Consider the following 14,338-nt stretch of genomic DNA (forward strand, 5'->3'; position numbering starts at 1 on the left):
CGGGAGAAACGGTTGCACATGGGCGCGTGAGGGCCACGATGGAGCGCATGGCGTCGAGCGCGAAACTCGAACAGGTCGTCATCCGCATCGCCGGCGACTCCGGCGACGGCATGCAACTCGCCGGTGACCGGTTCACCGCCGAGGCGGCCGCCTTCGGCAACGACCTGGCCACCCAGCCCAACTTCCCCGCCGAGATCCGCGCACCCCGGGGCACCCTTCCCGGAGTCTCGAGCTTCCAGATCCAGATCGCCGACCACGACATCCTCACCGCCGGCGACCGGCCCGACGTGCTGGTCGCGATGAACCCGGCGGCCTTCGAGGCCAACGTCGGCGACCTGCCCCGGGGTGGCACCGTCATCGTCGACAGCGACGAATTCACCAAACGGAACCTGAACAAGGCGGGTTACGCCGCCGATCCGCTCGGCACCGACGCTGTGGAGCATCTGACCGTCCATGCCCTGCCCATGAGCACGCTCACCGCCGGTGCCGTCGAACCCGCCGGCGTCGGCAAGAAGGACGCGCAGCGCTCGAAGAACATGTTCGCGCTCGGTCTCCTGTCGTGGATGTACGGGCGTCCGATCGCGCCGGTCGAGACGTTCCTCGAGCGCAAGTTCGCGTCGAAACCCGACATCGCCCACGCGAACGTCCTCGCGCTGCGTGCCGGATGGAACTACGGGGAGACCACCGAGGCGTTCGCCACGACCTACGAGGTGGCGCGCGCGTCGCTGCCGTCCGGGACATACCGGCAGATCACCGGCAACACCGCGCTCGCCTACGGTCTCGTCGCGGCAGGTCGCGCGGCGGCGATGGACGTCTTCCTCGGCACCTATCCGATCACCCCGGCCTCCGACATCCTCCACGAACTGAGCAAGCTCGAACACTTCGGTGTGCACACCTTCCAGGCCGAGGACGAGATCGCAGGCATCGGTGCCGCGATCGGCGCGTCCTACGGCGGGGCGCTCGGCGTCACCAGCACCTCCGGTCCGGGAATCGCGCTGCAATCCGAGGCCATCGGCCTGGCGGTGATGACCGAACTGCCGCTGATCGTCGTCGACGTCCAGCGCGGCGGACCGTCCACGGGACTGCCGACGAAAACCGAACAGGCCGACCTGATGCAGGCGATGTTCGGGCGCAACGGCGAATCGCCCGTCGCGATCGTCGCCCCGCAATCGCCCGCCGACTGCTTCGACGCGGCGCTCGAGGCCGCGCGCATCGCGATCACCTACCGCACCCCGGTCATGGTGTTGTCCGACGGCGCGATCGCCAACGGATCCGAACCGTGGCGGATCCCCGACATCGACGATCTGCCGCGCATCGACCCGCGCTTCGCACAGTCGCCGGAGGACGACGACCCCGGCTACCTGCCCTACGCCCGCCGTGCCGACACCCTCGCCCGCGACTGGGCGATTCCCGGAACCGCAGGTCGTGAGCACCGGATCGGCGGTCTCGAGAAGGCCGACGGAACGGGCGACATCTCGTACCACCACACCAACCACGAGTTGATGACCCGGCTGCGGGTCGCGCGGGTGGCCGGCATCGACGTCCCGGATCTCGGGGTCGACGACCCCACCGGTGACGCCGAGGTGCTGGTGCTCGGCTGGGGATCGTCGTACGGGCCGATCGGGGAGGCGGTGCGCCGTGCCCGACGGGCCGGGCACCGGGTGGCCCGAGCGCACCTACGTCATCTGGCGCCGATGCCGAAGAACCTCGGTGACGTGCTCGGCCGCTACCGGCGCGTGCTCGTCCCGGAGATGAACCTGGGTCAGCTGTCGTTCCTGCTGCGGTCTCGGTTCGACGCCGACATCCAGCCGGTGACGAAGGTATCGGGCATGGCGTTCCGCGCCGACGAGCTCCACGACGCCATCGAAGCCGAATTCGCCGGAACGCTCGCCGACACCGAACGATCCCGGACGCCGGACGCGGTCGCCTCGTCGACGAAACTCGACCCCACAGCAGAGAGGGCACGAGCATGACCGGACTCGTCGGCCACGATCTCGGACTCCGCCCGCACATCGACGCGCTCGAGGGTGTGCCCCGCACCGACGACCCGCAGAAGGCGAAGGACTTCACGTCCGATCAGGAGGTGCGGTGGTGTCCGGGCTGCGGCGACTACGTCATCCTCGCGACGGTGCGGAGTCTGCTTCCCGAATTGGGTGTCCGGCGTGAGAATCTCGTGTTCGTCTCCGGCATCGGATGCTCGTCGCGGTTCCCCTATTATCTCGACACCTACGGTGTGCACTCGATCCACGGACGCGCGCCGACGCTCGCGACCGGACTCGCGGTCACCCGCCCGGATCTGTCGGTCTGGGTCGTGACCGGCGACGGCGACGCCCTGTCGATCGGCGGCAACCACCTCGTCCACGCCTTACGCCGCAACGTGAACATGCGGATTCTGTTGTTCAACAACCGGATCTACGGACTCACCAAGGGCCAGTACTCGCCGACCTCGGAGGTCGGCAAGGTCACCAAGTCGTCGCCCTCGGGCTCGGTCGACGCTCCGTTCAACACCTTGTCGCTCGCACTCGGTGCCGAGGCGAGCTTCGTGGCACGCGCCCTGGATTCCGATCGTGCCGGTCTGACGGACGTGCTGCGCGCGGCGGCACACCACCGCGGTGCGGCTTTCGTCGAGATCCTGCAGGACTGCCCGATCTTCAACGACGGATCGTTCGACGTGCTGCGCAAGGACGAAGCACGGTCGCACCTCATCCCGCTGCGACACGGCGAACCCATCATCTTCGGAACCGACGACGAGCTGTGCGTCGTCAGAAGAGGTTTCGGCGTGCGGGTGGCGCAGCGCGCCGAGGTCGCCGCCGACGACATCGTCGTGCACGACGCGCACACCGACGACCCCGAGTACGCGTACGCACTGTCGCGCCTGTCGGACCAGGGTCTTCGCCACGTCGTCACGGGAATCGTGCGGCAGGTCGGGCGGACGACCTACGACGACGCCGAGCGCGCCCGGGTGCGGGCCGCGCAGGAGTCCGGCACCGCCGACCTGCAGCAGTTGCTGCGGGGTGACAACACGTGGACCGTGCCCTGAGGCCTGTATCCGCTACCGTCCCGGTCATCCGCTACGGCAATTGTTGTAGCGGATGACCGACGCTGTAGCGGATGTCTATCGGCGGGGTTTCGGCGAGACATTCATGGTGATGCGCGCCGTGACGAAGACCTTGCCGTCGGCATCCGAGACATCCACGGGGACGATGAGTTCGGTGGGCTCGTCGGGGAAGTCCGGGACGTCGTCGAGCCGGGCGACGGCGGTGACGGCGGTGGTCGCCTTCGACTTGTACTCCACGGTCATCCCGACGGGGATCCAGCGGTGGGTGGCGGGGACGGTGGCGTCGGTCATCATGCCGCCGGCGATCTCGGCCATGTTGCACGACGCGATCGCGTGATAGGTGCCGAGGTGGTTGTGCACGCTGCGCCGATTCGGTGCGGTGACCCGGCACAGGCCCGGCCGCAGTTCGTGGATGAGGGGATGGATGCTGCGGAAGTAGGGCGCCTTGAAACACACTGCCTGGGTGAACAGCCAGTTCCCGAACGGCACGCGCTGCAGTCTGTTCCAGATGTCGAGGTTGGTCGTCATGACGGATGTCCTTGTCGGTCGGGTGATCAGCGTGGTGCCGGATCGGGTGGGGTGAGGGCGAGAACGGCTCGGACGGCCGCGGCGAGGCGGTCGCGCACGGCGGGAGTGGGGTCCCGTCGTCCCCGCAGGAGCAGGGCGGCGGGGAGCTCGACGACGCAGTCGCGGATCACCGCCACCGCTTCGCGATCGGCGCGGTCCCATACGCCGCGGGTGAGTCGAACGAACAGGGTCGTGAGTGCGTCGTCGAGGGCGTTCAATTGTGTGGCGACGTCGTTCGGGACGTCGCCGGAACCGAGGACGTCCGCGCGACGTACGGCGAGGAGGAAGTGTCCGGAGACGGGGTAGCGGATCGAATACTCGGCGGGCGCATCCGCAGCGGCGACGACGGCCTCGACTGCGTTCTGCGGCGCCGACCCGGTTGTGAGTGCGCGGTCGACGGCGTCTCGTTGCAGATCGAGGAAGCGCCGGGCCGCGCGCAGCCAGACGTGCCCCATCAGTCCTGCTCGCGACCCGAAGGCGTGGTAGATCGCGCCGTTGGACACCGACGTCGCCTCGGAGAGTGCCCGGACGGTGACGGCTGTGGGGCCGGACTCCACCGCGAGCGCTTCGGCTGCATCCATCAGTCGGTCCAGGTCGTGGGTGCGTGTGCGCGCCATGATCGAGACAATAACAGAGCGCGCGCTCTGGAATAACGATACAGGTGGATCCGCTACCGCCCTGGTCATCCGCTACGGCAATCGTTGTAGCGGATGACCGACGTTGTAGCGGGTCAGGCGTGGTGGACGACGCGACCGGCGATGACGGTCGCGCGGACCATCTCTGCGGTGGGTGCTGCGAGGACGTCGACCAGGGGGCGGGCGAGCAGGACGAGATCGGCCGGCGCGCCGACCCGCACGCGACGGGCAGCGCCACCGGGGTCGTCGAGCGGGGCCAGATACCGGTCGAGGGCGGTCGCGGCGGGGATGCGTTCGTCCACTCCGACGACGTCACCGGTCGGGCACGCGCGGGAGGCCGCGGCGGAGATCACCGTCCACGGGTCGACCGGGCCGTAGGGGGCGTCGCTGGACAGCGCGACCGGCACGTCGCCGTCGAGGAGGCTTCGGCAGCGATAGAGGTCGGGCAGGTCGACGGCGGGCACGTCGCGGAGATAGGCGTCGCCGCGGTCGGCGAGGAAGCCGGGCTGGGTGACCACCTGCAGGCCGAGACGACACAGGTCGTCGATCGACTCGGCCGGGATGAGCGCGCCGTGCTCGATGCGGTCGCCGGGGACGGTGCCCACCTCGATGAGGACGGCGAGCAGGATCGCGAACGCCTCGCGACTGGCGCAGTGCACGGCCACCGCGCGACCCGCAGCGTGGGCGCGGTGGATCGTCGCCGCGAGGTCGTCGAGGTCGGGCAGCCCGGAGTCGGCGAGCACAATCTTGTACGGGCCTGCGGCGAACGTCTCGGATCCGGCGAAATCGAGTGGTGCACCGAGAAGTCGGATGTGTTGCGGGATTGATCCGTCGACGTGGGAAGCGCGGAGGTGTTCGAGGGTCGACGGGGTGAGGTCGGGTGTCGCGTCGGTGAGGCCGGTGATGCCGTAGGACGCCAGTTCGGCGCCCACATCTGCGAGCGACGGTGGGCCGGTATCGGGTAGCCGGTCGCGGAGCCATGTGTCGGCGCGCCACACCCGCCCCGTCGGCCGTCCCTTCTCGTCGCGTTCTACGCCGGGGTGATCGGCCGTTCCGAGGCTCGTGAGTGCGGCGGCGGTGGAGTTCAGGAACCACACTGCGCCGCTTCGATGTTGGATGCGCACGGGACACTCGGCGTGCAGTGCGTCGAGAGAATTCAGATCCAACAGACCCGCAACATCTTCCGAGTACCCGACACCCCGGATCCATCCGCCGCCGGCCGCGGTTGCGAGTGCGCGGGCGAGGTCGTCGGCAGTGCGGACAGCAGGAGGACCGCAGCGGACCGACGCGCGGTCGGCCGTGAGGGCGTGCAGGTGGATGTGATGGTCGTGCAGGCCCGGAAGCAGTGCGCCTCCACGACCGTCGATGACGTCCGCAGACACGGGCACCGGCACGTCCGTCCCGAGTGCTGTGACGACTCCGTCGCGGATGAGGACATCGATTCCACCGACGCCGTCGACCTCGAGGTCGCGTACAACGAGGACGCTCACGGCCGGATGCCCAGATCGGCGAGTACTCGCTGGGTATCGCGCCCGGATTCGGCGACCTCACCGGAGATTTCACGCTTCTGCGGTTCGGCGACCGCAACGACACCGTCCGCTGTCTGCAGCACCCACTGCTCGCCGTCGCGGATGGCGGGTTGCGAGATGGTCGTGGGTTCGTCGAGAGTCGCCGCGACGACAGCGGACATCGAGATGTCCCAGAGCTTTCCGCGTCCGTCGGGTGGTGTCGACATGGCCAGAGCTGCGGCGGTGAGACCCGTGAGGGGATCGGCGATCGCATCGCCGACGAAGGCGGGACCCTCCGCGTCGTACGCGATCAATCCGGCGGAGGCGGCGATGTCGTCGCCGAAACCCACTCGGTGCGAATCCCGTCCGTGTGCGGTGATCGAGACCCACGTGGTGCCGTCGTCCACGGCCTTCGCAGCATCGAGTCCGAAACCGGCGAGCGCCCGCGGTCGCGACGCCTCGACCACGATGTCGGCCGCTGCCACCAGGTCCGCGAGTTCGCGTCGCTGTGTGGCATCGTTCGGGTCGAGCACGACGGATTCGTGCCCGCCGTGCAGGAGTCGGTAGAAGTCGGCATTGCCGCGACGCGCACCGTCCGGCCGCGACGGCGTCTCGACCTTGACGACGCGCGCACCGGCAAGACCGAGCAGGTGCGCACACAGCGGGCCGGCCCACAACGCACTGAAGTCGACGACGAGCAACCCGTCGACCGCGCGGGGTTCCACCGGCGTCAGGGGAGCGGCCACACCGTGGACGACCGGGCCCGCCGCGATCCCGAGCAGTTCGGCTCGCTCGGCGAGCTCCGCCCCGGTGTGTTCGACGAGCCAGTCAGCGACAGCGGGCCACGGATCGTCGGGGATCTCCGCGCTGATCAGGGCGCCGAGCAGGAGCGGGTCATCGGGACGCGCGCACGAGACCGACGCCCAGCCGTCGATCGTCGGCAACAGGCGACACGCACCTCCGGCGGAGACCGCTCCGCCGCGACGATGACCGGTGAACGCTGCGCGTTCGGACAGCAGACGCGCGCCGTCGACATCGACGACCCCACCGGAGGCGGTGGCGATCCACGCGGAGCGTTCGCGGGCGACGGTGGCGGCGCGGCCAGGAGGGAGCAGTGGGGGACCGTCGACTCTGCCGGTCAGAGAGGCAATTCCGCTGTGGGCCCAGTCGCGTGCCGGGTCTGCGGCGAGGTCGGTGGCCACGACCGTGATGTTACATTTCGTGCCGGATGGGGCCTGGCGGAGTACAAGGACGGACCACATGGATACGGCACGAGCGATGCTTGTCTCTGCTGCGGACCTGACGAACGGCGTGGCGGGAGAGCCCCTTCTCGGTGAGGGCGGTGCCGTGTCCCGGCCGATGGTCGTCGTCGACCTCGACGCAGGCGTTCCCCTGATCGAACGTGCCGTCGAACAGGCCGCACTGGCCGATCGGATCCTCGTCGGCCGCGCGACCCGCAAGATCCCCGCCGAGGTTCGTCCGTTGATCGACGCGCTCGACCTCACCTACGCGCCGGTCGCGCAATCCCGTGGCGTGGTGGAGACACCGGACCCGGATGCGAGCATCGCCGCCTTTGCCGAGGCGGTCGCCGCGAACCCGCAGGCCGCGCTGGTGGCACGGCAGGTCGTGCGGGCGTCGGAGACGCTCGCGGTGCCGGAAGCGATCGACGTGGAGTCGCTCGCCTACTCGACGCTGCAGGGCGGGCCAGAGTTCGCCGCGTGGCTCGCCGGACGCGGCCCGCGTCCCCTGCCGCCGCCCTCGGACGAACCGGTGCTGATCGCGCGCGACGGCGACCTCTTGCACATCACGCTCAACCGGTCCGAGCGCCGCAACGCCTACGGAACGGTGCTGCGCGACGCCCTGGTCGACGCATTGCGACTCGCGACCCTCGACGACAGCATCGAACGGGTGGTGCTCGACGGGGCGGGATCGTCGTTCTGCGCCGGCGGTGATCTCGACGAGTTCGGTCGCACGCCCGACATCACGCTCGCGCACTTCGTCCGCACACGCGGGGGAGCGGGGCGTCTCGTCGCGCAGCTCGCCGGTCGCATCGAGGTGCGGTTGCACGGTCACTGCATCGGCGCGGGGATCGAGATCCCGGCCTTCGCGGGACGGGTGGTCGCGACTCCCGACACGGTCTTCCGCCTCCCGGAGGTCTCGATGGGCCTCATCCCCGGGGCCGGGGGAACGGTCAGCATTCCGCGACGGATCGGCAGGTGGCGGTCGCTGCACCTGTTCGTCACGGCTGCGCCCCTCGACGTCTCCCGTGCACTCGACTGGGGATTGGTGGACGAAATCCGCAGCATGTGAACAAATTGTTGACAATGAGTTGTTCACACGCCATCCTGGGATCATGCCCGAGGACGGCTTCACCCCACCGAATCCGAGTCGCGAACGCGCCCACCGTGAGTACGCGGGGCTGTTCCGGATCGCCGAACGGCACGGCAGCACTCCCGAGCAACGGGCACGGCAGTCGCACCCCGAGATGCTCGACCCGCTCGGCGCCATCCGTCTCGTCGCTGCACTGGCGGGCGGCGTGCACAGTCCCGGTCCCGACGAACCCGACGTCGACGATGCCGACGTCGTCGCCGCGCTGGGCCTCGTCCCCAAGGCGCGCGCCGAGATGGACCAACTCGAGGCGCTGATCCTCCGCATCGCGCGCGAGCGTGGGATGACCTGGCAGGAGATTGCGTTCGGCCTCGGCCTGGGAAGCATTCAGGCTGCCCGGCAGCGCTACGAGCGCCTCGTCAAACGCGTCGATGCGTAACGACGACACCGACGTGGTGTGCGATTTCCCGGAAGATTTCGCGCACGACGTCGGTCTCGACTGTGGCCGTCAGGCCATGAGTGCGGTGAACCGCCAATCCAGGACCGGTGCCGGTTCGGCACCGCCGCGGTCACCATTCGCGGCACCGCCGCGGTCACCATTCGCGGCACCGCCGCGGTCACCATTCGCGGCACCGCCGCGGTGCGCGTAGACGAGCGACCGCAGGTTCAACACGCCACCACCCTCGGCGAGGGGTTCGGCGGATTCGACGTGCAGGTCGCTGGTGAGGGTGTCGCCCTCCTGTACCGGCCCGGTGTGGTCGCACGACTTCCAGCCCAACACCGTCACGAGATTCGGCAGGGCGCGGGTCGCCTGGGAGAACGCCAGACCGATGGTGTGTCCGCCGTACACGAGACGACCCGACACGCCGACCCGCTCGTCGTGGTGCGTTGCCGCGATGTTGAGGCTCAGGCGCGCGAGTTCCGGTGCGCTCGAGACGACGTCGCCGCTGGACTGCAGCACGGCGCCGGCGAGGGCCTTGTCGAAGTGCTCGCCCGGCACCTTCGACCGGTAGACGCCCAGATCCCAGTCGGCGGGTGCCGACCACTGCGGCTCGTCCTGGGGTCCGATGGCCGACAGATCGTCGGAGTACACGACGCGGTCGGGGTCGGGATTCTCGCTCAGCGGCAGCATCGCGCAGCGGTAGAAGTCGAGGACGGTGTGGCCGTCCTGGTCGACGGTGTTCATGCGCAGCGCCGCAAGACCGGTGGGCTTCCGGCCGGGCTTCGCCGAATTCTCCTTCAGGCCCACGACTTCCGTGGTCGTGTAGAGGGTGTCGCCGATGTGGGGGAAGCGATGGAAACGCAGGCCGCGGTAGAAGAGATTGGCCTTGACGTGGTGCGTGACGAGCGTGGACTGGCCGATCGCGATGTCGGTGACGAAGCCGGGATGGGCGACCGGTCCGCCCGCGACGGCAGCGGACAGGTGCTTGTCGAGCGGAAGGCGCAGGCGGTCACCGAGAATGCTCTGGTGCGCGGCGGCGAGACCGTCGGTGAGTGTCACGGCGGGGGCGGTGTCGAAGACCTGTCCGACGGTCAGTTCGTCGAAGCAGGGTCCGCCGACGTACGAAGTGGTCATGGTTGTCAGGCTCCGATCTTCGACAGGGTGCGGCGGGCGGCGACGGCGACGGCCTCGTCGAGCATCCGGCCGTCGAGCCGAGCGGCTCCGGCGCCGCGGTTCTCGGCTTCCTCGAGTGCGGCGAGGACCTTGCGGGCGGCGTCGACCTGATCGTCCGTGGGGGTGAAGGCCGCTGCGGCGGAGGTGATCTGCGCCGGATGAATGACCCACTTGCCGTCGAATCCGAGATCGGCGACCCACTGCGCCGAACGACGGAAGGCGTCGTCGTCGGCGATGCCGAGGAACGGTCCGTCGATGGCCTGGACGCCGGCGGCCCGCGCGGCGTGCAACACGCGGTCCTGCACGTACAGCCAGTGCTCGGGCGCGGCGGTACGGGCGCGGCCCAGGGAGGCGCCGAGGTCGGCGTAGCCGATGATCACGCCGGCCACCCGGGGTCCGGCAACGATCTCGTCGATGCGCTGGACGCCGGCGGGTGTCTCGATGAGGGCCTGCACCGGGACGGCCGAATCGGTCCCGAGGATGCGGTCGGCCTCGGCGAGATCGTCGGCGCTCTCGACCTTGGGGATCACGATCGAGGAGAGGGCGTCGCCGAGCGCGGCGCAGGCGCGCAGATCGTCCTCGAACCAGGGGGTGCCGCGACCGTTGATGCGGACGGAGACAGTGCGCGCGGCACCGTGTTCGCGGACCAGTGGAGCCACGAGTTCGCGGGCGGCGTCCTTCTGTGCGGTGGTGACGGCGTCCTCGAGGTCGAGGACGACCTCGTCGGCGGCGGAGGCGAGGGCCTTACCGGCTTTGCGTTCGTCGGAGCCGGGGGCGACGAGAACGGCGCGCCGGCGGAGGTGTTGCTCGGAAGACACGGGGACCTCGGGGAAGTTCGGTCGGCAATGACGGCGCTAAATGTACGGCCATTGTTGGTGACATGCCACCCCTCGGGAGGGTGTGGTCATAGGAAGGTGCAGTCGTTCGAATCACCGAAAACTCTGCAATCACGGCGTCGAATGGCGGTGTTCGCGTTGACAACACCGGAACCTCGTCCACAAAATGGCCGTACAAAGTTTCCCGGGTCCGCGTGGCCCGTCCCCAGCGAAGGATCGCCCGTGAGCTACCTGAACGACGAAGAGACCTTTCTGGTCGAGACAGTCCGCGACTTCATCGATCGGGAGGTCAAGCCGTCGGTGCAGGAGGTCGAGCACGCAGGCGAGTACCCCGAGAAGTGGATCGAGCAGATGAAGCAGATCGGCATCTACGGGCTCGCCGTGCCGGAGGAGTACGGCGGATCGCCGGTGTCGATGCCCTGCTACGTCCAGGTCACCGAGGAACTCGCCCGCGGATGGATGTCGCTGTCGGGTGCGATGGGCGGGCACACCGTCGTCGCCAAGCTGCTGACCCTGTTCGGCACCGAGGAGCAGAAGAGCAAGTACCTGCCCCGGCTCGCCACCGGCGAGATCCGCGCGACGATGGCGCTCACGGAGCCCGGCGGCGGTTCGGACCTGCAGGCGATGACCACCACCGCCAAGCGGGACGGCGACGAACTGGTGATCAACGGTGCGAAGACGTGGATCACCAATGCGCGTCGCTCGGGGCTGATCGCGTTGTTGTGCAAGACCGACCCGACCGCGCAGCCGCGCCACAAGGGCATCTCCGTCGTGCTCGTCGAGCACGGTCCGGGATTGATCGTCTCGCGCGATTTGCCCAAGCTCGGCTACAAGGGCGTCGAATCGTGCGAGCTGAGCTTCGACAACTACCGCATCTCCGCCGACGCGATCCTCGGCGGCGAGCCCGGCAGGGGCTTCGCCCACATGATGAAGGGCCTCGAGACCGGTCGCCTGCAGGTTGCCTCCCGCGCCCTCGGTGTCGCAACCGCCGCGCTCGAGGATTCGCTCGCCTACGCGCAACAGCGCGAGAGCTTCGGCCGGCCGATCTGGAAGCACCAGTCCATCGGCAACTACCTGGCCGAGATGGCCACCAAGCTCACTGCCGCCCGCCAGCTGGCGCGCTACGCGGCGGAGAAGTACGACAGCGGCGAGCGATGCGACATGGAGGCCGGCATGGCCAAGCTGTACTGCTCGGAGATCGCGATGGAGATCGCCCTGAACGCGGTGCGCATCCACGGCGGTTACGGCTACTCCACCGAGTACGACGTCGAGCGCTACTTCCGCGACGCACCGCTGATGATCGTCGGCGAGGGCACCAACGAGATCCAGCGCAACGTCATCGCGAGCCAGCTCGTAGCACGCGGCGGACTGTGACGACCGGCCGCTAGGATCGGTCCGTCATGGACTACAAGGTGCGGGAAACGGAACCGGCCTACGCGCAACTCGCGCGCCTGCTCCGGGAGGCCGTGGAGGCGGGACGGTACAGCGACGGCACTCGGCTGCCCACGGAAGCCGAACTCGCCGAGGAACACGGGGTGAGCCGGCAGACGGTGCGCCGTGCCTTCCAGGATCTCGTCGCCGACGGCATCGTCTACCGCGTGCCCGGACGCGGCACCTTCGCGAACGAGTCGGGCCGGCGCTATCGGCGCCAGCTCGGCTCGATCGAGGATCTGCTCGCTCTGTCGGCCGATACGGTCATGCAGATCGTCTCGCCGTTGCGGCGCGGAGTCGACATCGATGCCGCGAGCCGGCTCCGCCTCGACACCGACGTGCTGTACACCGCGGTGTTCAAGCGTCTGCACGACGGAATCCCGTTCGTCCTCACCACCGTTCATCTGCCCGAGCACGTCGCGGCACACGTGCTCGATTCGCCCGAGTTGCACGCGGGCGCGTCGAGCCGGAACACGATGATCGGCCTGCTCGAACCCCATCTCGACAGTCCCATCGTCGAAGCCGCACAGTCCATCACGGTCGCCCTCGCCACCGAACAGGTGGCGACGGAATTGAACTGTGCCGTGGGGCATCCGCTACTGCGCGTCGACCGGTTGTACTCGGACGACGCCGGGGCCCTCACCGAGCTGTCGGTGAGTTACTTTCTGCCCGAGCACTACACCTACCGCGTCACCCTCCGGCGAGCCGGTCTCTGATCGTCGCCGCACATCGACAGGAGCAACAATGCGGGTTTTCAACGGAATCGACGAGGTCGAGAAGGCCGTCGGCGAGCACCTGGGTCACAGCGACTGGCTCGAGATCGACCAGAAGCGGATCGACCTGTTCGCCGAAGCCACCGGCGATCACCAGTGGATCCACGTCGACCCGGAGCGTGCCGAGGACGGCCCGTACGGCAGGACCATCGCCCACGGCTACCTGACCCTGTCGCTGCTGCCGGTCCTCGGCACCCAGATCTTCTCCCTCGAAGGGCTGAAGATGAAGGTCAACTACGGCAGCAACAAGGTTCGTTACCCCGCGCCGGTCCCCGTCGGTTCGCGGATCCGTGCCGGTGTGGAGTTCACGTCGCTCGAGCGCACCACCAAGGGCGCGAACCTCGTGGTCGGATACACCATCGAGATCGAGGGTGGGGAGCGTCCGGCGCTGGTCGCCGAGACGGTCGTCGTTCTCGTTCCCTGATCGTCAGGAGATCTCGATCCGGAGGATGCGATCGTCGTCGTCGGCCGGGCTGCCGCGACCGTCCCGGTTGGACGTCGTCAGCCACAGAGAACCGTCCGGCGCGGCGACGACGGTCCGCAGCCTCCCGTATTCACCGCGGAGAAGGCTGGTGACGGTCTCTGCCCCGGCGTCTCCGACGCCGATCCGCCACAACCGTTCTCCACGCAGACCCGCCATCCACAGACTGCCGTCGAACCACGCCAGCCCGGACGGGGACGCTTCCGAGACCGGCCAGGTGAGTACCGGATCGACGAATTCGTCGGAGCCACCCATTCCCTCGATCGCGGGCCAGCCGTAGTTCGCTCCGGCCGTCACGAGATTCAACTCGTCGACGTCGTTCTGCCCGAACTCCGACGCCCACAACCGTCCCCGGTCGTCGAACGCGAGTCCCTGCACGTTGCGGTGGCCGAGCGAGTACACCGGCGACGCCGGATCGGGGTTGCCGGGTGCCGGCTCGCCGTCGCCGGTGATGCGAAGAATCTTGCCGCCCAGCGATTCCGGATCCTGGGCGAGTTCGCGCTCGCCCGCTTCGCCGGTGGCGACGTACAGCATCCCGTCGGGGCCGAAGATCATCCGCCCGCCGTCGTGGATCCGGCCGGCCGGGATGCCGTCGTGGATCACCTCCGGTTCTGCGAGGGCGGTGCCGTCGAAGGTGGTGCGCAGTACCCGGTTGTCGCTGTCGGTGGTGACATACAGGTACACGAATCGGTCGGTGTCGAAGGTCGGGGAGACCGCGATCCCCAGCAGTCCCGATTCGCCCTGTGCGAGCGTGTCGTCGATGCGGCCCACCTCGCGGGTCGCGCCCTCGCTGATCTCGACGATCCGGCCGGTGTTGCGTTCGGTCACCAGTGCAGAACCACCGGGAAGAAAAGCAACTCCCCACGGAGTGTCGAGACCGGACGCGACGATGCCGGTCACGCGCGGAGTGCCCGCCCCGGGCGTCGATGGCTCGGCGACGGTACGGCTCACTCGGGCGGTGCCCTCGTCGACGGACGGACTCGACGGGGACGCGCATGCCCCGAGATGCACGGCTGTTGCTGCGGCGACCAAGCTCGCGAGAAATGTCCGTGGCATGGGTCGATCCTCTCTTGCCGAGGTCCGTTCCGCCGGCGAATTCCCGGTGC

General features: G+C 68.7%; 14 protein-coding genes. 7 read left to right on the forward strand and 7 right to left on the reverse strand.

The annotated features are described in order from the left end of the window. The first annotated feature begins 38 nt into the window (after window positions 1–38). A complete protein-coding gene (locus A8G18_RS11165) occupies window positions 39–1,973 on the forward strand; it encodes a 2-oxoacid:acceptor oxidoreductase subunit alpha (RefSeq protein ID WP_064063927.1) in 1,935 nt (644 codons plus the stop codon). Further along, a complete protein-coding gene (locus A8G18_RS11170; protein WP_064063928.1) occupies window positions 1,970–3,040 on the forward strand; it encodes a 2-oxoacid:ferredoxin oxidoreductase subunit beta in 1,071 nt (356 codons plus the stop codon). The genes A8G18_RS11165 and A8G18_RS11170 overlap by 4 nt, the downstream gene beginning before the upstream one ends. Window positions 3,041–3,115: 75 nt before the next feature. Here the strand turns inward: A8G18_RS11170 and A8G18_RS11175 are convergent, their stop codons facing one another. The 4 genes from A8G18_RS11175 to A8G18_RS11190 form a co-directional block, all read right to left on the reverse strand. Further along, window positions 3,116–3,586, reverse strand: coding sequence for a hotdog fold domain-containing protein (locus A8G18_RS11175; RefSeq protein ID WP_064063929.1), 471 nt, complete (start codon window positions 3,584–3,586; stop codon window positions 3,116–3,118). 26 nt (window positions 3,587–3,612) lie between these two features. Further along, on the reverse strand, window positions 3,613–4,242 hold the full coding sequence (locus A8G18_RS11180; protein ID WP_064063930.1) for a helix-turn-helix domain-containing protein: 630 nt from the start codon (window positions 4,240–4,242) through the stop codon (window positions 3,613–3,615). Window positions 4,243–4,355: 113 nt separating this feature from the next. Next, window positions 4,356–5,750, reverse strand: a complete 1,395-nt coding sequence (locus A8G18_RS11185; protein WP_064063931.1) for an amidohydrolase family protein — start codon at window positions 5,748–5,750, stop codon at window positions 4,356–4,358. Then, window positions 5,747–6,970, reverse strand: coding sequence for a CoA transferase (locus A8G18_RS11190; RefSeq protein ID WP_064063932.1), 1,224 nt, complete (start codon window positions 6,968–6,970; stop codon window positions 5,747–5,749). The genes A8G18_RS11185 and A8G18_RS11190 overlap by 4 nt, the downstream gene beginning before the upstream one ends. 58 nt (window positions 6,971–7,028) lie before the next feature. Between A8G18_RS11190 and A8G18_RS11195 the strand changes: the two genes are divergently transcribed. Continuing rightward, entirely contained in the window at window positions 7,029–8,078 is a 1,050-nt protein-coding gene (locus A8G18_RS11195; RefSeq protein ID WP_026002749.1) for an enoyl-CoA hydratase/isomerase family protein, read from the forward strand. A gap of 43 nt (window positions 8,079–8,121) precedes the next feature. Beyond that, on the forward strand, window positions 8,122–8,535 hold the full coding sequence (locus A8G18_RS11200) for a hypothetical protein (RefSeq protein WP_064063972.1): 414 nt from the start codon (window positions 8,122–8,124) through the stop codon (window positions 8,533–8,535). 69 nt (window positions 8,536–8,604) lie between these two features. Here A8G18_RS11200 and A8G18_RS11205 read toward each other — a convergent pair whose 3' ends face one another. Both A8G18_RS11205 and A8G18_RS11210 read right to left on the reverse strand, forming a co-directional pair. Then, window positions 8,605–9,672, reverse strand: coding sequence for a MaoC family dehydratase (locus A8G18_RS11205; RefSeq protein WP_064063933.1), 1,068 nt, complete (start codon window positions 9,670–9,672; stop codon window positions 8,605–8,607). Window positions 9,673–9,677: 5 nt separating this feature from the next. Then, window positions 9,678–10,529 carry an HpcH/HpaI aldolase/citrate lyase family protein gene (locus A8G18_RS11210; RefSeq protein ID WP_064063934.1) on the reverse strand — a complete coding sequence of 284 codons (852 nt, stop codon included), beginning with the start codon at window positions 10,527–10,529 and terminating at the stop codon, window positions 9,678–9,680. A 240-nt stretch (window positions 10,530–10,769) separates the two neighbouring features. Here A8G18_RS11210 and A8G18_RS11215 point away from each other — a divergent pair, with 240 nt between their 5' ends. Genes A8G18_RS11215 through A8G18_RS11225 form a run of 3 tightly spaced genes read left to right on the forward strand, consistent with a single transcriptional unit; the run spans window position 10,770 to window position 13,175 of the window. Further along, entirely contained in the window at window positions 10,770–11,921 is a 1,152-nt protein-coding gene (locus tag A8G18_RS11215; RefSeq protein WP_064063935.1) for an acyl-CoA dehydrogenase family protein, read from the forward strand. 26 nt (window positions 11,922–11,947) lie between these two features. Then, a complete protein-coding gene (locus tag A8G18_RS11220; protein ID WP_064063936.1) occupies window positions 11,948–12,694 on the forward strand; it encodes a GntR family transcriptional regulator in 747 nt (248 codons plus the stop codon). A 28-nt stretch (window positions 12,695–12,722) separates the two neighbouring features. Continuing rightward, window positions 12,723–13,175, forward strand: coding sequence for a MaoC family dehydratase (locus A8G18_RS11225; RefSeq protein WP_064063937.1), 453 nt, complete (start codon window positions 12,723–12,725; stop codon window positions 13,173–13,175). Window positions 13,176–13,178: 3 nt separating this feature from the next. Here the strand turns inward: A8G18_RS11225 and A8G18_RS11230 are convergent, their stop codons facing one another. After that, the gene (locus tag A8G18_RS11230; RefSeq protein WP_064063938.1) at window positions 13,179–14,288 is read right to left on the reverse strand and encodes a PQQ-dependent sugar dehydrogenase; all 1,110 of its coding nucleotides are present in this window, start codon (window positions 14,286–14,288) and stop codon (window positions 13,179–13,181) included. Window positions 14,289–14,338: the final 50 nt, after the last annotated feature.

Origin of the sequence: Rhodococcus gordoniae (assembly GCF_001646655.1) — a bacterium.
In the GTDB taxonomy this organism is placed as follows: domain Bacteria; phylum Actinomycetota; class Actinomycetes; order Mycobacteriales; family Mycobacteriaceae; genus Rhodococcus; species Rhodococcus gordoniae.

Coding starts and splice junctions, on each gene's coding strand:
- A8G18_RS11165 (WP_064063927.1), top strand. CDS start 39: ATGGAGCGCATGGCGTCGAGCGCGAAACTCGAACAGGTCGTCATCCGC.
- A8G18_RS11170 (WP_064063928.1), top strand. CDS start 1,970: ATGACCGGACTCGTCGGCCACGATCTCGGACTCCGCCCGCACATCGAC.
- A8G18_RS11175 (WP_064063929.1), bottom strand. CDS start 3,586: ATGACGACCAACCTCGACATCTGGAACAGACTGCAGCGCGTGCCGTTC.
- A8G18_RS11180 (WP_064063930.1), bottom strand. CDS start 4,242: ATGGCGCGCACACGCACCCACGACCTGGACCGACTGATGGATGCAGCC.
- A8G18_RS11195 (WP_026002749.1), top strand. CDS start 7,029: ATGGATACGGCACGAGCGATGCTTGTCTCTGCTGCGGACCTGACGAAC.
- A8G18_RS11200 (WP_064063972.1), top strand. CDS start 8,122: ATGCCCGAGGACGGCTTCACCCCACCGAATCCGAGTCGCGAACGCGCC.
- A8G18_RS11205 (WP_064063933.1), bottom strand. CDS start 9,672: ATGACCACTTCGTACGTCGGCGGACCCTGCTTCGACGAACTGACCGTC.
- A8G18_RS11220 (WP_064063936.1), top strand. CDS start 11,948: ATGGACTACAAGGTGCGGGAAACGGAACCGGCCTACGCGCAACTCGCG.
- A8G18_RS11225 (WP_064063937.1), top strand. CDS start 12,723: ATGCGGGTTTTCAACGGAATCGACGAGGTCGAGAAGGCCGTCGGCGAG.
- A8G18_RS11230 (WP_064063938.1), bottom strand. CDS start 14,288: ATGCCACGGACATTTCTCGCGAGCTTGGTCGCCGCAGCAACAGCCGTG.